General features: G+C 33.1%; 15 protein-coding genes. 7 read left to right on the top strand and 8 right to left on the bottom strand.

Annotated features, from left to right (window positions below; genetic code table 11):
• Positions 1–185 precede the first annotated feature (185 nt).
• The 4 genes from QLS65_RS07010 to corA all read right to left on the bottom strand — a co-directional run bounded on the left by QLS65_RS07010 (position 186) and on the right by corA (position 7,455).
• Positions 186–2,936, bottom strand: a complete 2,751-nt coding sequence (locus tag QLS65_RS07010) for a helix-turn-helix and ligand-binding sensor domain-containing protein (RefSeq protein WP_282716184.1) — start codon at positions 2,934–2,936, stop codon at positions 186–188.
• A 98-nt stretch (positions 2,937–3,034) separates the two neighbouring features.
• Positions 3,035–4,234, bottom strand: a complete 1,200-nt coding sequence (locus tag QLS65_RS07005; protein WP_282716182.1) for an acetate/propionate family kinase — start codon at positions 4,232–4,234, stop codon at positions 3,035–3,037.
• 1 nt (position 4,235) lies between these two features.
• The gene (pta, locus tag QLS65_RS07000) at positions 4,236–6,329 is read right to left on the bottom strand and encodes a phosphate acetyltransferase (protein ID WP_282716180.1); all 2,094 of its coding nucleotides are present in this window, start codon (positions 6,327–6,329) and stop codon (positions 4,236–4,238) included.
• 55 nt (positions 6,330–6,384) lie between these two features.
• A complete protein-coding gene (gene corA, locus QLS65_RS06995) occupies positions 6,385–7,455 on the bottom strand; it encodes a magnesium/cobalt transporter CorA (RefSeq protein WP_282712546.1) in 1,071 nt (356 codons plus the stop codon).
• Between the two features lie 343 nt (positions 7,456–7,798).
• On the opposite strand from corA, the gene QLS65_RS06990 reads away from it, so the two are divergent.
• Positions 7,799–10,372 carry a zinc-dependent metalloprotease gene (locus tag QLS65_RS06990; protein ID WP_282716177.1) on the top strand — a complete coding sequence of 858 codons (2,574 nt, stop codon included), beginning with the start codon at positions 7,799–7,801 and terminating at the stop codon, positions 10,370–10,372.
• Between the two features lie 171 nt (positions 10,373–10,543).
• On the opposite strand, the gene QLS65_RS06985 is transcribed toward QLS65_RS06990, so the two are convergent.
• A complete protein-coding gene (locus QLS65_RS06985) occupies positions 10,544–11,269 on the bottom strand; it encodes a bacteriorhodopsin-like (RefSeq protein WP_282712544.1) in 726 nt (241 codons plus the stop codon).
• A 112-nt stretch (positions 11,270–11,381) separates the two neighbouring features.
• Between QLS65_RS06985 and QLS65_RS06980 the strand changes: the two genes are divergently transcribed.
• A complete protein-coding gene (locus tag QLS65_RS06980; protein ID WP_282716174.1) occupies positions 11,382–12,278 on the top strand; it encodes a Brp/Blh family beta-carotene 15,15'-dioxygenase in 897 nt (298 codons plus the stop codon).
• An 89-nt stretch (positions 12,279–12,367) separates the two neighbouring features.
• On the opposite strand, the gene dnaK is transcribed toward QLS65_RS06980, so the two are convergent.
• From dnaK to QLS65_RS06965, 3 genes are all read right to left on the bottom strand, one after another.
• On the bottom strand, positions 12,368–14,254 hold the full coding sequence (gene dnaK / locus QLS65_RS06975) for a molecular chaperone DnaK (RefSeq protein WP_282712542.1): 1,887 nt from the start codon (positions 14,252–14,254) through the stop codon (positions 12,368–12,370).
• 284 nt (positions 14,255–14,538) lie between these two features.
• Positions 14,539–15,186 carry a nucleotidyl transferase AbiEii/AbiGii toxin family protein gene (locus tag QLS65_RS06970; RefSeq protein ID WP_282712541.1) on the bottom strand — a complete coding sequence of 216 codons (648 nt, stop codon included), beginning with the start codon at positions 15,184–15,186 and terminating at the stop codon, positions 14,539–14,541.
• A 6-nt stretch (positions 15,187–15,192) separates the two neighbouring features.
• Positions 15,193–15,651: a helix-turn-helix transcriptional regulator gene (locus QLS65_RS06965; RefSeq protein ID WP_282716172.1), complete on the bottom strand. Its 459-nt coding sequence runs from the start codon at positions 15,649–15,651 to the stop codon at positions 15,193–15,195.
• Between the two features lie 353 nt (positions 15,652–16,004).
• On the opposite strand from QLS65_RS06965, the gene QLS65_RS06960 reads away from it, so the two are divergent.
• From QLS65_RS06960 to QLS65_RS06940, 5 genes are all read left to right on the top strand, one after another.
• Entirely contained in the window at positions 16,005–16,568 is a 564-nt protein-coding gene (locus QLS65_RS06960; RefSeq protein WP_282716170.1) for an abortive infection system antitoxin AbiGi family protein, read from the top strand.
• Entirely contained in the window at positions 16,496–16,828 is a 333-nt protein-coding gene (locus tag QLS65_RS06955; RefSeq protein ID WP_282716485.1) for a hypothetical protein, read from the top strand. The genes QLS65_RS06960 and QLS65_RS06955 overlap by 73 nt, the downstream gene beginning before the upstream one ends.
• A gap of 200 nt (positions 16,829–17,028) precedes the next feature.
• Positions 17,029–17,520: a hypothetical protein gene (locus QLS65_RS06950; protein WP_282716168.1), complete on the top strand. Its 492-nt coding sequence runs from the start codon at positions 17,029–17,031 to the stop codon at positions 17,518–17,520.
• A 99-nt stretch (positions 17,521–17,619) separates the two neighbouring features.
• On the top strand, positions 17,620–18,114 hold the full coding sequence (locus tag QLS65_RS06945) for a hypothetical protein (RefSeq protein WP_282712537.1): 495 nt from the start codon (positions 17,620–17,622) through the stop codon (positions 18,112–18,114).
• 189 nt (positions 18,115–18,303) lie between these two features.
• On the top strand, positions 18,304–19,374 hold the full coding sequence (locus tag QLS65_RS06940) for a ligand-binding sensor domain-containing protein (RefSeq protein WP_282716167.1): 1,071 nt from the start codon (positions 18,304–18,306) through the stop codon (positions 19,372–19,374).
• The last annotated feature ends 40 nt before the right edge of the window (positions 19,375–19,414 follow it).

Genomic DNA, 19,414 nt, shown 5'->3' with positions numbered 1-19,414 from the left:
AAGCAAAACGGCGATACTACACGAATACATCAAAACAGCAAAACAAGATCATAAATCTATGTATTACTGCCTATAAGAGCGGTTACGAGATACTACACTACATCTATATGATGTAGTAATGATGTGTTGTGATTCCGTAATAAATACACTGAAATAATATATTATCTATAAAAAATAAAGCTTATTTATACAGTTAATAAAAATTTAGAGAGGTTTTCATCCTGAACAAGGTTTAATTTCTTTCTTAAGCGGTAGCGGTGGAGTTCTACACCTCTGAAAGAAATATTCATCATGGGTGCAATTTCCTTAGACGAAAGATTCATTTTTAAGTAAATACAGAGCTTAATATCCTTCGAAGTTAGGTTTGGATATTTTTTTGAAAGGTTAATTATAAATTCGTTGTGAATTTGATTCAAATTTGTTTCAAATGTTTCCCATTCATGTTTGTTAACAGCATTGATTTTTATGGCTTTTTTGATTTCACTTTTTAGTTTATTAAAATCCATATCAGAATCCAGAATACTTTGAATATTTTCAATCATTTCACTTTGTTTCGCAATCGAAAGTGATTTTCCGGCAACCTCTGAGGACTTCGATTGCAATTCCAGTTCTAAAATATGTTTTTCATATTCTTGAATATTCAATTCGTTTTCGGCCTTTAATTCCATCTCCAGAATTTTCTTTTGATGTTTTAATTCTTCATCACGCAACTCCAGTTTCTGAATGTATCGCATTTTATTCCATTTGTAATACAGATACAATATACCACCAATCACTATCAGATATAATAAAATCATCCAAAGAGAAAAATACCATGGTTTGGCCACAATAAATTGAAAGTTGGAAATTTTATCATAATTCAATCCGTCGTGAAGGTAAACCGTAATCTCATTGGAACCGCTATTTAAATTATTCAAAACAATCAAACCTTCATTTACAGGAATAAATTCTTTGGTACCATTTATTTTATAAAATAAATTAGGTCTTGTTGCTCCAAAAACACCTGATATTACATGTATGCGAAGCTCCGAATTGTATGGAATCTTTGAGTTATTTTTAACCAAATCATCATTTACAAAGGCTTCAACACTTATATTTGATGCTTTCTTGTTCGCATATTTTAATTGCAACGAGATAAAACCATCATCCAGATTCAACAGGTAATTATCTTTGTTTTTGAAAACTTTTACATTGTCATTAATGATTTTTCCCTTGTAATATTTCTCTTGAATAATAGTGCGGATAAATTTATTGTCATGCGCATAAATATGATATAAAAGCCCTTCTTGCAGTATCAGAAAGTGATTTTCATCAATAGAAACGATGTTTGATACATTTTTAAAATTAGTATTAAACAATTCATTTTCTTCTAATTGATTGGTGATTGAATTATAGGTGTACCACGATTTATTGATTAAAAACAAGATTTCATTTCTGAACTCAAATATTTTCACTCCAAAATCATTGCTTATTTTGCTGTGCTGGGTGACATTCTTGATGTCAGTTGTTTCGTATGCATCATTATACAGAATTCGATACAAACCTCTATTGTTATCGGCTGCCCAAATTTCGTTTTTTCGGTTTTGCGCAACATATTTGATAGGCTTCAATATTCCTTTTATAACTATGTTTTGATTCAAATCATTACTGTCATTATAAATGATTACGCCGCTGTATGTTGATTGCAAATAGGAATTATTAATGCTGCTTTTGACTAAATTCCAACCTCCGTTTATAGTACTTAATTTAGAAAACAACCCACTCTCGTATATAAAAGTGCCTTCGTTATGGCCTATGAGGTATTTATTATTTATTTTACTGATGTTCCAAGCTTGCCCTTGCGTATTAGGAATTAACGAAAGCACTTTGTCTTCATATTTAAAAACGCCATGATTAGAAGCCATCAAATAGCCTTTTGGAGTACTTGCCACGGAATAAACGGAACCTAAAATCCCTGAATTATCATAAAAAATAGAAATAGGGGAATTAACCTCGATATGAGCAATTCCGTTGTCTAACCCCAACCACAAATCATTTTCTTTGTCCAGGCCAATACTCAAAATAGAATTGTTCATCAACACATTATTTCGATTGATGTTTTTATACGAACCAGAATTCAAATCAAAAATATAAACCCCTTTATTAGCCGTTCCTATGATTAATTTATTGTTTTTAATGAATTTGGCGACGTTGATATTTGCTGCTTTCAAGATATCATTTAATGCACTTTTCCAAGCACTCAGAATACCATTTTCTTCCACATAAACCCCATTTTTTTTAGTAAAAAAATACGTTTTGTTTTTGTTTTTTTCAATAGCATGGATGACGTTGTTCTCTAAAACGGACCATCCTTCTATCTTTTCAAACTTGGAATTCTTCATTTTATAAATTCCTTTTTCTACCGAAGCAACCAATAATTCATTACCAACCGGAAAGCAATAGGAAACCAGAAAATCAAATTTACTTTCTTTAATTACTTTTCCGTCAAACTGGAAAAGCCCATTAAAAGACTGAAAGTAGATTTTATTATTAAATTTAAATATCTTCCAAATTTCTTCATTATCACTGTCGTCAAAAACTTTAGTTTTATTGGAGTTAGAAATAGAAACGTAATGCATCTTTCCTTCTTTTCGGAACCAATACCCAAATTCTTTATAAGAACCGGTATAAATGCGGTCACCATCAACCATTACGGAGCGAATAATTGTTTTGTTTGGCAAGCTATTTTTCTCCCACTTTACACCGTCATACCGCAATAAATAATAATTATTGGCAAAATACATGGCGTTATCATTTCCTTGTGCAACACTCCAAATCTGATTATCTCCTTGATAATTTGATTTGCTGTAATTCTCTACAAAAGGGAGTAATTCCTGTGAATAAAGTTGGAATGAGATAAAATAGAGTAGGATTATTGATGTAATTCTTGCTTTCAAAATGTGGTATTTTATATCCAAATATAATTAGATTTATCAAATAAAAGGCATAAAAAAAGCCTCTGTTTACAGAAGCTTTTTTTGAGTTGGTTATTTTCTTAATTCGTCAGTAATTCAAATACCTGATTGGCAATTTCAATTTCTTCATTGGTAGGAATGACTAATATTTTAGTCTTTGAATCTGGTGTGTTTATTTCTCTAATTTCTTTCGAACGAATTTCATTTTTGGATGCATCCAATGCTATTCCGAAATAATCCATATCGGTGCACACTAATTTTCGGATGTACGAAGAATTTTCTCCAATCCCAGCCGTAAAAATAATGGCATCGAGCCCATTTAAAACAGCCGTATACGAACCAATATATTTCTTTATTCGATACGCATTCATCGCTAAAGCCAATTGACAATCCGCATTTCCGTTCTCCGCATTGGCTTCTATGTCTCTTAAATCGCTGTACCCGGTAAGCCCCAGCATTCCGCTTTGTTTTTGCAACATCGTATTCACCGCTTCAAGCGAATAACCCAACGAATTTACCAGATAAAAAATCACAGATTGATCCACATCTCCACTTCGGGTTCCCATAATTAATCCGTTCATTGGACCAAAACCCAATGTATGATCAATACTTTTCCCGTCTTTTATAGCGGTCATACTGCAACCGTTTCCTAAATGTATCGTGATAATTTTAGAACCTGTATTCTGAGAATTTTGCTTCAAATAATGAATCGCATTTTCCGAAACGTATTTGTGACTCGTTCCGTGAAAACCGTAAACGCGTATTTTATTTTCCGTCAAAAGGTAATTTGGTACCGCATATTTGTGCGCCACAACAGGAATCGTTTGATGGAATGCCGTGTCAAAAACAGCCACTTGTTGTGCTGAATTAAAAATTTCCTCGGCAACATTTATTCCTTCTAAATTTGCAGGATTATGCAAAGGTGCTAAATCAAAAAGCTGTCTGATTTTATCTTTTACTTCATTGGTAATAACTACCGTATTCGAAAAAGCGCTTCCGCCATGCACCACACGATGCCCAACAGCTTCTATTTCATCCGTACTTTTAATCACCCCTACTTTTTCATCCATCAGTAATTTGGCAATTTTTTCCAACCCAATTTTATGGTTTGCAATAGGCAACGTTTCTTCTATTTTAGTCGTATCCGTTACATACGTTAGGTTTGAAGTTTCCAGTCCTATTCTGTCGATCATCCCCGAACAAATAACTTCATTTGCCGGCATGCTAATCAATTGGTATTTTATGGAGGAACTTCCTGAGTTTATAATTACTATTTTCATTTTATAATCCTTGTGCTTGAATCGCCGTAATCACGACTGTATTTATAATATCATCTACCGTACAACCACGGCTTAAATCATTAACCGGTTTATTCAACCCTTGTAACATTGGACCAATTGCTAATGCGCCTGTTTCTCTTTGAACCGCTTTATAGGTATTATTTCCTGTATTCAAATCCGGAAAAATTAGAACGCTGGCTTGCCCTGCCACTTCTGAATTTGGCATTTTACTTTTTCCAACAGCCATATCAACGGCTGCATCGTATTGAATAGGACCTTCAATTTTTAAATCGGGACGTTTTCTTCTCACTATTTCAGTTGCCGCTCTTACTTTATCTACTTCATCTCCTTTTCCTGATGAACCAGATGAATACGAAAGCATGGCAATTTTTGGTTCAATACCAAAAGCCAAACTGGAATCGGCAGAGGAAATGGCAATTTCTGCCAATTGTTCCGCAGTAGGATTTGGATTAATGGCACAATCTCCAAAAACAGAAACCCTATCTTCTAAACACATGAAAAATATAGAGGAAACTACAGATGAATTGGGTTTGGTTTTAATGAATTGCAAAGCAGGCAAAATAGTATGCTGTGTAGTATGTGCCGCTCCGGAAACCATTCCGTCCGCGTGCCCTTTATACACCATCATGGTTCCAAAATACGAGACATCTTCCATTAAATCCTTAGCCATTCCTATGGTTACATTTTTTGCTTTACGCAACTCATAATACGTATTTACATAATCATCATAATGTTCCGATTCTATCGGATTTATGATTTGTACTTTAGAAAAATCAAACGGAAGTCCCAACTCCGCTACTTTATTTTCAATTTGTTTTTTGTTGCCAATAATCGAAATATCAACCACATCCATCGTCAATAATTGTGAGGCTGCAATAATGATTCGTTCGTCATTTCCTTCCGGTAAAACAATGTGTTTTCTATGTTGTCTGGCTCTTTTTACTAAATTATATTGAAACATTTTTGGTGTCATTCCTTCCGCTTCAAAAGTGATTAGCTTTTCAGCCAAGTTATCTAAGTCGACATATTTTTCGAAAGTAGTAATAGAAATTTCAATCTTCTGCTTGTTGTTTGCGTAAATTTTGGACTTAATGGAACCTATTTTATTCGTAATATAATACGTTCCTTCTTCCACCGCAATAATTGGAACAATGGTAGAAAGTCCTTCTATCAATTTCAAAATACTGATTTCAGGCAAAATATTTCCTGTCAAAACAATTCCGGAAATGGTTGGATAATTTACGGATTCATTGGCCTGTAAAGCGCCAAGAATAATGTCTGCTCGGTCTCCGGGAGTAATCACCAGACTATTCTCTTTTAAATGCAACAAATAATTGCACAATTGCATGGCGCCTACACTAAAATTTCCGGTTTGATTGTTCAAGTGTGCCGAGCCAAATAAAACTTTGGCATCCAACTCATTTACAATTTCCTGTACGGTTGGATTATTCAATTTATGAATCAAAGGAATAGAATTCACTAATATACTTTCGGGCAAACTTTTCTTTAGACCGTTAGTAACCAATTCAATATTCTCTGGCTGCACTTTATTGGCGATTACAGCCAAAACCTCAACATCTTTAACCTTGAATGAGTCGTAAGCTAAGTAAAGACTATCAATTAATTCCTCTAATGTTTTTCCCACTCCGGAACCCACGATAATTGTTGGAATACCAAGATTTTTAGCAATCAGAACATTCATGTCCAATTCGATAACAGTTCCTTCCCCTGTAAAACTGGTTCCTTCAACCAAGACAAAATCGAAACGTTCCTCTAATTTCTTGTATTTTTCAATAATCAAATCGAGAACCTCTCCTATTTTTCCCTTGTTCTTCTTTTTGATTAACTTACTTTTTGTAATGGCATACGCATCTTCAAATTCAATATCCATCCCAAAATGACCAATCACAGTTTCAATATGATTATCAAATCCTCCTTCTTCAAAATCTTCTACAATGGGTCTAAAATAACCTACTTTGGCCATCTTACCAATAAGCATACTCATCAATCCCAACGTAATAATTGACTTCCCACTATTTTGTTCGCTTGTTGCAATATATATGGCCTTGTTCATTTTTTTATTTTTTAAATTTAATTTCAAATGAATTGGATATAATCCTTTTCTATCACTAAAACCAACGGCGTTTTTTAAAATAAACAATCATTCCAACCACTATTAAAGACATAGCTCCCATAACGGTATGATAGCCATAATGACGCTTGAGTTCCGGCATATAATCAAAATTCATTCCGTAAACTCCCACAATAAAAGTCAGCGGAATAAATATCGCAGATACAATGGTCAGGGTTTTCATAATCTCATTCATCTTATGCGTTTGTGCCGAAAAAAAGAAATTAGACGCACTTTCCAAAGAACTCATATCAGATTCAATTTGTTCCAAAAGTTCTAAACTCTTTTGATGCAATCGGGCAAAAAAGCTAAAAGTATCTGCTTCCATAACATTAAATATGGTATCGTCTTTTATGCTTTTTATATCATACAATGAATCCCGAAGCGGAATGATAGAACGTTTCAAAAAATTTAAATTATCCCTGTGTTTCTCTATTTTTTCTAAAATTATAGGATCTACACTTTCCTTGGTAAGATTGATCAATTCCTCTATTTTATCTTCCTCGCTTTCTAAAGTGATGTAGAAATTTTCCATGATGGCATCCAGAAGGATGTACAACAAATAATCCGCTTTCTTTGTTCTTACGATTCCGGAATGCGTTCTAATGCGTTCTCGAATATGGGTAAAAAAATCACTTCGCTTTTCCTGAAAAGAAATTAAAACCCCATCTTTTAACAAAAAACTAATTTGTTCGACACTTATGTTATCAGAGTGTTCCGCTGGTAACAATGATTTTATGTTGAAAAATAAATAATCATGAGACTCTTCCAGTTTTGTTCTTCGGGTGGTATTTAAAATATCAGCCAACATAAAATTATCAATTTTAAAATAATTCCCAATCGATTTTAGCCACTCCACATTATTTAAACCGTGAATATTAATCCAGTTTGTTTTTTGTCCCTCAATATATTTATCTAAATCCGAAACCTTAAAATCCTCATACTCGGTAAGATCCAAATCATCATAAACAAACAACTGCAGCTCTGATTCCTTACTTTTATGAATACCAGTATATTCTAAATTATAAGGTTGTGTTTTCTTTCCTCTCTTGTACTTAATTTTTCTCATTCCAGCTGATTTAAGTAGTAATATTACAAAAAACTTTTACAAAAAAATCGTTTTTTGGCACTTTTGACATTCCTAAAAATGAAAAAAACAGGTTTAATTTAATATTTAAAAAAGCAAAGATACCTCGAAATAATAATTCCTTACATGAGAAAAATCATGTTGTGACATGGAAAAAGCAATTAATAAACGATTGTTAATTATTGTTAATTATTTAAAATCGAACCTCAAAATGGTCTTTTTATAAAAATATATCAATAAATTTGGACGTAAGTCGTAACAAAATTCAACAAAAAGCGACTTACCGACTATATCCAATTATAAACTTTATTAATAAATTAACTAAATGGTAAAAAAAAAACTAACCCTAATTATTACCTGTCTGTTATTTTGTTTTGCGCAAGCCACATTTGCACAAAGCAAAAAAAAGAAAAGAGCAGACAAAAACGCCCCAGCTAAAGTAGAAGCTAAAGCACCCGAATCTAAAGACGGTAAAAAAGAACCTAAACCGTACAAAAAAGTTATTGACTCAACCGCAGTAACACAAAAAGGATTAATTGACATTCATAAAATTAATGACAAATATCTTTTTGAAATTCCAGACTCCCTTTTAGGAAGTGAAATAATGACAATAACCCGATATTCTAAAACTCCAGCCGGAGGAGGAATTTTTGGAGGAGAAGAAATCAACAGACAAGTGGTTCGTTGGGAAAAAGGACTAAACAACAACATTCTTCTTAGATCAATTACTTACGTTATTATGTCTCCGGACGGTGACAAACCAATGGCACAAGCGGTTAAGAATTCAACTTCAGATCCAATTATTGGAAACTATGATATCTTGGCATTCAAAAAAGATTCAACTGGAAAAAATAATGCTGGATATGTGATCGATTTAACGAGCACTTTCGATGGTGATATTCAGACTTTTTCATTAGATCCAATTAAAAAACAATTGTTAAACATTGTAGCTTTTCAAAAGGATAAATCATTCATCTCAAAAATAAGTAGTTATCCAATAAATACTGAGATTAGAACTGTAAAAACATTTACAACTACTCCACCGCGTATTTCAATTACTCCAACACCACAAATTGGAGTTAATTTACCTTCTGCTTTAGATGCAGGAGTAGTAACGGTTGAGATGAATACTTCGATGATTTTATTGCCAAAAACACCTATGCGCAAAAGAGAATTTGACGCACGTGTAGGATATTTTGCAAATGAATACGGAGTTTTTGAAGAAGAATCTCAAAAATCAGACACTAAAACTTTTGCTGTAAGATGGCGCTTAGAGCCAAAATCTGCCGAAGATGCTGCAAAGCAAAAAAAAGGGGAATTAATTGAGCCACTAAAACCAATTGTATACTACATTGATCCAGCTACACCTGACAAATGGAAAAAATTCATTAAACAAGGTATTGATGATTGGCAAGTAGCATTTGAAGCTGCAGGATGGAAAAATGCTATTCGTGGCGAATATTGGCCAGAAAACGATCCAACAATGAGTTTGGAAGATGCCCGTTTTTCAGTATTGAGATATTTTGCTGCTGAAATTCAAAATGCATACGGACCAAATGTACATGACCCTAGAAGTGGTGAAATTTTGGAAAGCCACATTGGTTGGTACCATAATATCATGAGTCTTTTAAGAAACTGGTACTTGATTCAAACTGCGGCTGTAGATCCTGCAGCAAGAACAAAAAAGTTTGATGATAAATTAATGGGAGAATTAATCCGTTTCGTTTCTTCTCATGAAGTAGGACACACTTTAGGATTACGTCACAACATGGGAGCAAGTTCTGCCACTCCGGTTGAAAAACTGAGAGATAAAGCGTACCAAGATAAAAACGGACATACTTCTTCTATCATGGATTATGCACGTTTTAATTATGTGGCACAACCAGAAGATGGTGTTACTGCCTTATTCCCAAGAATTGGGGATTATGACAAATGGGCTATTAAATGGGGGTATTCTTATTTTGACGGAGCTAAAACTGAAACTGAGGAAAAAGCGAAGTTGAATGAAATGACTAAGGAAGCTTACAAAAATAACCGTTTATGGTTTGGTACAGAAAGCAGCCCTTATGACCCAAGATACCAAACAGAGGATATTGGAGATAATGCAATGAGAGCTTCTGAGTACGGAATCAAAAACCTAAAAAGAATTTTGCCTAATTTATTAGAGTGGACAAAAGAAAACGGAGAAAGCTATGCTGAACTAGACGAACTTTACGGAGCACTTACAGGACAATTCAGAAGATATATGGGCCATGTTACTAAAAACGTAGGTGGAATCTATGATTCTCCAAAAACGTATGACATGACAGGAAATCAATTTGAAGTAGTTCCAAGAGCTATCCAAAAAGATGCTGTATTATTCTTAAACACTCAATTGTTCACCACACCAAAATGGTTATTGGATCAAAATATCCTTTCGAAAATAAACCCAGAAAGCGGTGTTGAAGCAATCAAAGGAATGCAAGATGCTACCTTATCAAGTTTATTAGCTGGAGATAGAATTGTTCGCCTTATAGAAACTTCTTCTATGAGTAAAAACAACTATACCGCTGATGAATTAGTAAGCGACTTAAAAAATGGAATCTTCTCTGAATTGAAAGGAAGCAGCTCCATTGATGTGTATCGCAGAAACATTCAAAAATTGTATGTTGACAAAATGATCGAATTACTTAAACCAGGTACAGCCATGGTTAGATCGGTTCCTGTAGGTGTTACTTACGGTTTCACGACAAGAAGAGTAAATCTTGCTCAAACTGACTTACCTTCTATTGCAAGAGGTCAATTGAATAGTTTGAAAAATGAGATGAAGTTAGCCTCATCAAGAATGACTGATCGAATGAGTAGGTATCACTTACAAGATTTAATTTCTAGAATAGGACAAGCTTTAGATCCTAAATAATCAATTAAAAAAGGGAAAATGTTCAATAACATTTTCCCTTTTTTTATGATGTATTTGATATGATTTCAATACCTACATACTGTAGATATTTAATGGATATGATACTAAAACAAAAAACCGAACTATCGCTAATCCGGTTTTAAGACTAAATATAAAAAATAAAAAAAGTAGTTAATCTTTTTGAGACTTAACAGCTAGACTATAGATAACCAAACCAAATCCAATTTTATTAATAGCATCTGCAATATTATATGCTACATCAATATTACCGGCGGGAATTAATCCATTATACCATCCAGTTGTTCCCATCATGTATCCTAATGGATAAATGGACCACCCAACAAGTACAAACCAACATAAAATCTTGTGTGCTTTTTGAATTTCTCCTCCAGCTGTAGCAGCTAGTTTTGAAGCTTCTCCAAACCAAATCTCATAAACTATTGCAAAATAAGCAACTCCTGAAATGAATCCCCATAGCGCAGCACTATCCGTAAATACCACTTCACCAAAGTAACCTGTAACTAACATTACTAAAGAATAAATAATCATCTTCCATAACAAAGATGTTTTGGCACCAGCTACTTTTAGTATGAGATAAAATTCTAAACACATTAATGGTACTGTAAGAACCCAGTCTACATATCGAAAGAACGTAGGCGATTCTCCAAATGATGCCCAATAATCTCTCATGTAGAAATAATGTACGGCAGCAATGAAGGTTATCAGACCTGATACTAACACTGAAGTACGCCACTTTTTATCAAACTGGCTTAAGGATAAAAAGAAAAAAGCTGATGCAGCCATCATTGCCATACAGCCTACAAAGAAGGTAAACCCTACGTAATCGGTTGGTGATAATTTTCCGACTAAACCTGAAATAAAAATAAAATTTGTCATAAATAAATAATTTTAATGGTTTTTTGTTTAATCAAATGTAATAAATATTAAACAATAAAAAATAATTTTTGTTTACTTTTTTTTAACTATTTTTAAACAATAATTAAATTTCATGAAAAAATATTTGAATTTCGCAATTGTAGCAAGCTTTATCGGGTTATGGATGGATTCCTTTCTATCTAACAAATACCAGATAATATTGGGTTTTCTTTTGATTTTTACTTTTGGAATTTTGCATGGAGCAAATGATTTAGTACTAATTAAAAATATGAAAGCCAAGAAGCAATCGAGTTCATGGTTTAAAATATTAGGATATTACGTAATGGTGGTTTTAATAGGTGCCCTTCTGTTTTATACAATTCCTCAACTAGCACTACTTTTATTCATACTTATAAGTGCCTATCATTTTGGAGAACAGCAATGGCAAAATTTACTAGAACACGTTGCGAAATCGTTCCTAATATTATTTCAATTTTTTTATGGATTCATTATATTACTATTACTTTTTGTTTTTCACTCCAGTGAAGTGCAAAGTATTATTTTGAACATCGCAAATATCAATATCCCAAGCTTATACTTTAATTTACTGTTACTAATTTCATCAATCGTTTTTATTGTTTTAAGCACCTATTTGTACTGGAAATTAAACAAAATTAGAAAAAAACTACTTTTAGAATTCTTTTACTTAGTCCTCTTTGCAATCCTTTTTAAGTCTTCCAGTCTGATTTGGGGATTTGCTATTTATTTTGTTTTATGGCACAGTATTCCGTCGATAATTGACCAGATTAAATTTTTAAATGGTTCGTTTTCAATAAAATATTTTATTACTTATTGTAAAACAGCGGGAATTTATTGGTTGATATCTTTAGTAGGAATTACACTCATTTATTACTGGTGTAAAGAGGAACAACTTTTTAATGCGTTGTTTTTCTCTTTTTTGGCAGCCATAACTTTTCCGCATGCGGTAGTGATTACTAATATGTTTGGCACAAAACAAACTAAAAAATAGAAATGCATAAAAAAAACCGTTCACCAATGGTGAACGGTTTTCTAAATCAATAGTAGCGATGCACCGCAGTGCATCGCTACAAGAATTTATTATTTTACTTCTTCGAATTCAACGTCTTCAACATTGTCTCCTTGAGCAGCATCACCTTGTGGTTGTGCTTCACCTTGACCTTGTTCTCCTTTAGCATACATTGCTTCAGTAGCTGTTTTCCAAGCTGCGTTGATGTTATCCAGCGCCGTTTGAATTGCAGGTACATCTTGAGATTGGTGAGCCATTCTCAATTCAGTTAATGCATATTCTACAGCAACTTTATGATCATCAGCTAATTTAGCTCCAAGTTCTTTCAATTGAGTTTCAGTTTGGAAAATCATTGAGTCAGCCTCATTAATTTTCTCCGCTTTAGCTCTTAAAACTTTGTCAGACTCTGCGTTAGCTTCAGCATCTTGTTTCATTCTTTCGATTTCTTCAGAAGTTAATCCAGAAGAAGCTTCGATACGGATATCGTGAGATTTTCCAGTTCCTTTATCAGTTGCAGAAACTTTGATGATACCATTAGCATCAATATCAAAAGTTACTTCAATTTGAGGAACTCCTCTTGGTGCTGGTGGAATACCATCTAAGTTGAAACGACCAATAGTTTTGTTATCAGCAGCCATTGCTCTAGCTCCTTGAAGAACGTGTAATTCAACAGTTGGCTGAGAATCAGCAGCAGTTGAGAAAACTTGAGATTTTTTAGTTGGAATAGTTGTGTTAGACTCAATTAATGTAGTCATTACTCCACCCATAGTTTCGATACCTAAAGACAAAGGTGTAACGTCTAATAACAATACATCTTTTACATCTCCAGAAAGAACTCCACCTTGAATAGCTGCTCCAATAGCAACAACTTCATCAGGGTTAACTCCTTTAGATGCTTTTTTACCAAAGAATTTTTCTACTTCCTCTGCAATTCTTGGCATACGAGTAGAACCTCCTACAAGGATAACTTCATCAATATCAGAAACAGTTAAACCTGCATCTTTCAAAGCTCTTGCAACTGGTGCCATAGAACGTTTTACTAAATCGTCAGTTAATTTTTCAAATTGAGAACGAGATAATTTTTTCACTAAGTGTTTAGGTCCTGAAGCAGTAGCCGTAACGTATGGCAAGTTGATTTCAGTTTCTGCAGAAGAAGACAATTCAATTTTCGCTTTCTCAGCAGCTTCTTTCAAACGTTGCAATGACATTGGATCAAGACGTAAGTCAATACCTTCTTCAGTTAAAAATGCATCTGCTAACCAGTCAATAATTTCGTGGTCAAAATCATCTCCACCTAAGTGAGTATCTCCATTAGTTGACAATACTTCAAAAACTCCGTCTCCTAATTCAAGAACAGAAATATCAAATGTACCTCCACCTAAATCGTAAACAGCAATTTTTTGATCAGTTCCTTTTTTATCCAATCCGTAAGCTAGTGCTGCAGCAGTAGGCTCATTGATAATACGCATAACTTTAAGACCTGCAATTTCACCAGCTTCTTTAGTCGCTTGACGTTGTGCATCATTAAAGTAAGCAGGAACAGTAATAACTGCTTCAGTAACTGTTTGTCCTAAATAGTCTTCAGCAGTTTTTTTCATTTTTTGAAGTGTCATTGCTGACAATTCTTGAGCAGAATATAAACGACCATCAATATCCACACGTGGTGTATTGTTGTCCCCTTTTACAATTTTGTAAGAAACTCTTTTTGCTTCAGCCGAAACTTCAGAAAAAGAATGCCCCATAAAACGTTTGATAGAAGCAATAGTCTTAGTTGGATTAGTTACCGCTTGTCTTTTAGCAGGATCTCCTACTTTGATCTCTCCACCTTCAACAAAAGCGATGATAGATGGTGTTGTTCTTTTTCCTTCTGCATTAGGAATAACAACTGCTTCATTACCTTCCATTACAGAAACACAAGAGTTGGTCGTACCTAAATCAATTCCGATTATTTTACCCATTTTTAATATATTTAATTTTATTGTATACTTGTTTCAATGACTCGAAGTCGATAAGTCAATCTTTGTGCCAATACAAAACCAACTATTAAATTGTCAGTTTATGTTAAAATTGGCGTAAAAAAATCTGACAAGATGACATTTCAGCGGGTTTGTCATTCTGGCGGAAGTCGGAATCTGGAGCTCTCTCCCGCTCTCCGCTGTATCTTTATGTTCTTAAAGAAAGAACATAAAGGATGCCGCTACTATCAGGGCTAGGCATTTAGGTTTTAATCCCCTTTTTGGAATTAGGAATTCCTATTTATACTTTCAAAAAAATCCAATTTAATAAGCTCCCAAGATTTAACCCGTAAACACAATGGGTCAAAATCCAAATCAGCTGATTCAAAATTTACAAATTGGCTTTTAATAGTCGAACAATCAGTATAAGGATAACGCTGTTCATAAAACGAAATCATTTCATCAATAGGTACTTTATCAAGATAATAATGTAAATCCCAAAAATCTTTTTTTCTACCGCCTCTCAGAACAACATCTAATTTCATTGCAATAATTTCATTTTCAGAAGCCATACGAATAGAATCCTTATTAATTTCTTCGAAAATAAAATCATCCGTATAATACAAATCTACTTTAACTAACTCGCTTTCAGAATATCCTATCTCAAAATAAGTCCCAAACGCAACATTATCAAGATTCCTGGAAAGACAAAAGGGATATTTATTCTCCAGAAAACTTCTAATTTCCTTAAAATCAATGGAACCATATTCAGCCGCTGTAAACAAATCAATATCAATCGACATTCTATGACCAATTTGTAAACTTAAAGCAGTTCCTCCAACCAATCTGAAAGGAAAAAATAAAGGCTCATCCATCAAATCGATAAGAATCTCTTTGAGCAAAGGCGAAACCGTATTCCAATGAAGCTTTTCCATTCTATATTATAACTGGTGTTTTAATAATTTAACCTTATCAACCACTTCTTTTCCATAAAAACGAATAATTTCCTCCTGCTCCATTTCTATTCCTCTAGAAAAAACACGTTTAATGACTGCCACCCTATTTTGTTTCCAATCAATCTTATCAAAAGTAGTATCCCAAAAGGTAACTTTTCTTAATTTTGAAAGATCCGGTTTATAAGTACTATCTTTCTTTGCTTCCTTTATGTCATAAAAAACTTGAAGCGTCATCAGGAAACCTTCTTCTAATTCTAGTTTTTCCTCCATTTTAAGAGACAAATCAACATTCATCCTCCTATTACCCTTTATTATAGCACCCAAAGTTTGAGGATGTTCACCAACAGAAAGCGCAAATTGCCTTTGGTTGATGTTCCTTTTCTTCAATTCCCGCTCCACAATTTTACCGGGATGAATTCCTTTTATGATGTCAATCGTTTTCATAGTACAAATATAAACAAAATTGTTTATATTTTTCGACTTTGAAATTTGGAAAAGTCAAGTACTTTGAAAAGCAATAAAAACGGGTAAAACAGTAGGCTATGGAAAACTGAAGAAACGATGCCGCTACTATCTGGGCTAGGAAATCTGATTCCTAAGTTCATTTGTTTTCATTCGATTACTTTACCAATTTCAACACCAATAATTCGTAATAATTTAATTACATTAGCAGAACTGTAAAATGCTATTTGTAGCGCAAAGCATCCTGATTTTGGATGGATATGCGCTAGTTTGTAACGGGCATATACAAGTTGGCAGCAAGTAATTTGCGTGGAACGAAAGAACTTTAGTTAATCATGAAGAAAAAATCTGATATAGAAGTAATAGAAAGTGACTTTAATCAAAAAAAAGTTAATCATATTGTTCATTATCTTGACAACTTTGATACACTTCTAAAAATCTTGAAAGACGGATTTGCACCTTCTTATTGTTTAGAAATTATTAATGAAATTGATTATTACATTCCGATGACAAGTTTCTGCAATATTCCATTAAAAGATGTCGATTTATATATGCGATATGGAAAATATGGAATTGGAATGAGTTTAGATTGGGCTTTAAAAAATTCAATCTCTCCAGTTATTTATATACACAAAACAACACCTTTTAAAGAATTACATTCAAGAATAAATAGTATCCATCTGGACAAAATGTTTCAAAAAATATTCAATAATAGAAAGATTGAAGATTTAGACAACATAATAGAAAATTTTGACTATTCAGAATATGAAAAAACTTTTAAAGAAATAAATAATATCACTGTACCTGCACTGCAATTTTTTAAAAATTGGAAAACTACATACAAGGGAAAGAAATTATTACCTATCATGAAAGAGAATGGAGATATATTCCTAGACTAGAAAATCAAAATTTACTTCTTAGTGATGAATTTAAGGATTTGAAAAAAAGCATATTCGCAAAAAAACCACATTTACCGCAGTTTACTCTTTCCTTAACTTCAATTGACGACATTAGATATGTTTTGATTAAGGACGAAACTCAAAGAAAAAAAGTGTTACGCGTTTTGAGAACAAAATTTGGAGAAAATGTAGTTGTTGATTCAATTCTTTCTGGAAAACTGATGATAATAACTGAAGATTTAATTAAGAACGATTTTTAGTTCTACCTGCTGCCAACAGCGGTTTCTCGCAATTGCGAATTTTGTTGTGAATTCAAGTTTGCGTTTCGCAAGAATTTTTATCTTTAACAGAAAATAATTAGTTCCGAAGTTCGCAACCTCGCCAAGCGCGAGAACGTTAGGCGTCACTTTACCGCAGAGTCAAGAAAAATACTTTTTTGATTTTAACATAAATTATTCTAATGAAAAGAATTGTATTGACATTAATAGTTTTATTGCTTTTTAACTGCGCGAAAAAAGATCAAAAAGATAAACATTTTCAACCAACTACACTTTTAAAAGAAATAATAAAAAATGAACGAGTAAAGAATATAATTTGGGATTTTAAACTTACCAATCTTGAAATTAATAGAAGTGGAAAACAAAACAAAGAGTATGAAATTTTTCGCAACAATCTAACTGAAAAAGAATTAGTACAAATTACAGAATGTGAAGTTCCTTTGTTACGTTGTATTGCTTTTAAAACTTTAGTCGAACAAGATTGCATAAATATTAGGAAAATATTTAATAGACACTTAAATGACTATGATTTGGTTAAAGGACATTATTACGACGTGCTTATTAGTGAGCCAGTTAAAATTTTCATGCTTAATCAATTAAGTCCTTATTCAAATTCGAAATTTAAATTTTCAAAAAAAGAGTATAGAGCAATGCAAGATGAATATTATAAGTAGAAATTAAGTAAATGAAAAAAGCGAACGCCTAATAACTACTACAACGGATTTGGTCAATAAAACTGAATTATAGAAACTAATTAAGTAATAAAACAAAAAATGGGACAATATAAAGCAAACTCCATAAACTCTAAAAGTTTCATTTTGACAATAGAAAATACCAGAATTGGAGAATTAAATTATACAGAATGGTATTCGTTTAAAGCAGAAATAAAGTTGGCTGACAATTCAATTTATCAACTTGAACCAAAAGGATTTTGGGATTCTAAAATTGAATTAAAAAAAGCAGAAAAGACACTATTAGAATTCAAAATGGGTTGGAAAGGAATTGTAATTAAAACTAATTTTAATGAAAATGAAAAAAATTATTTGTTAAAATTGAAAGGACTGCTTAGTAATAAATTTATACTTGTTGATGCCGAAGAAAACGAGATACTAGTTGTGGATACTGATTTCAAATGGAATAAATTTAACTTTGATTATACAATTGAAACTTCGACAGAATTTGATACTATGGAAAATAAAGAACTTATGCTGTTGACTATTCTTCACTGTGTAAATTATTATTTGACTATTATTGTTGCCGTTACTTAAACAACATAAATCAGATAGTTTGGATTTATAAATCAATACTCTCAAGATTTTTATTCGTATTTTCGTTTAGCCCAAAACATTCGTTTTCATAACCTTGCAAACAACTACATGCCGCGAAACGTTAGCAGTCAATGCAGAGCGACACCCAAACCAACAAGTAGATACAAAACTTCAATACCGATTTGAACAATGAAAAAATATTTCTCACAAGCCCGAGTTTTTACTTTTCTGATACTATTACTTTTTGGCACTGCCTGTAACGGACCAATTGAAAAAAACGTACCAAAAGAAAAGGGAAATGAATCAAACATACTAGCTGTTGCACATCCTAAACTTATAAAAACCATAGGCTCGCCTAAATATGGCAATGTACAATCCGCGCTGCAGGACAAAGCCGGTAACCTTTGGTTTGGCACCACAGAAAATGGTCTTTATAAATATGACGGAAAATCCTTCACTCAATTTTTAGTCTCCGATGGTCTAAACAGTAATAATATTAATGCCATTTTGGAAGATAAAGATGGTAAAATTTGGATAGGTACTCCAGCGGGAGTTTGTCTTTACGATGGTAAAACATTTGCTAAAATCGAGATTCCTTTACGAAAAAACCTGCCTCCCAACAAGTTTAAAAAAACGCAGGAGGTATTCAGTATCATGCAGGACAAAAACGGAAAACTATGGTTCGCAACAATTGATGGTGTTTACTTCTACGATGGTAAAACTTTTACTCCGTTTGTAATTGATGAGAGCGGAGTTGGCTATATGAGCAGTAACAATAGCGTTGAATATATTTTAGAAGATAAAGCTGGTAACATTTGGTTTGGTGGACGAGGTAATAAGGGTGTGTTTCGTTACGATGGTAAATCTATAACCAATCTTAAACCAAATGGTGACAATTGGGCTTGGCCCGCATTGCAAGACAAGAACGGAAATATTTGGTTTAGCAATTGGAGCGGTGCTTACCGTTATGATGGAAAATCATTTACAAGTTTTACAAAAAATGATGGCTTGCTAAGTGATTCGGTTATGCGAATTATAGAAGACAAAAACGGCAATATTTGGTTTGGTGGCGGTGGTGGCATTTGCCGTTACGATGGAAATTCTTTCACTTGTTTTACAACAAAAAATGGACTAATCAATCAGGGGATTTGGGCAATTTTGGAAGATAAAACTGGAAATCTTTGGATAGGTACGAGAGAAACAGGTCTCTACCTTTACGATGGAAAAACATTTATTAATTATTCGGAATATAAACACTAGCTTGTAACGGATAAACAAAATTTGCAACAACACATAAAAA

The sequence above is a fragment of the Flavobacterium algoritolerans genome (assembly GCF_030010385.1).
Taxonomy (GTDB): Bacteria; Bacteroidota; Bacteroidia; order Flavobacteriales; family Flavobacteriaceae; genus Flavobacterium; species Flavobacterium algoritolerans.
This window is presented reverse-complemented; position numbering and strand designations above follow the sequence as displayed.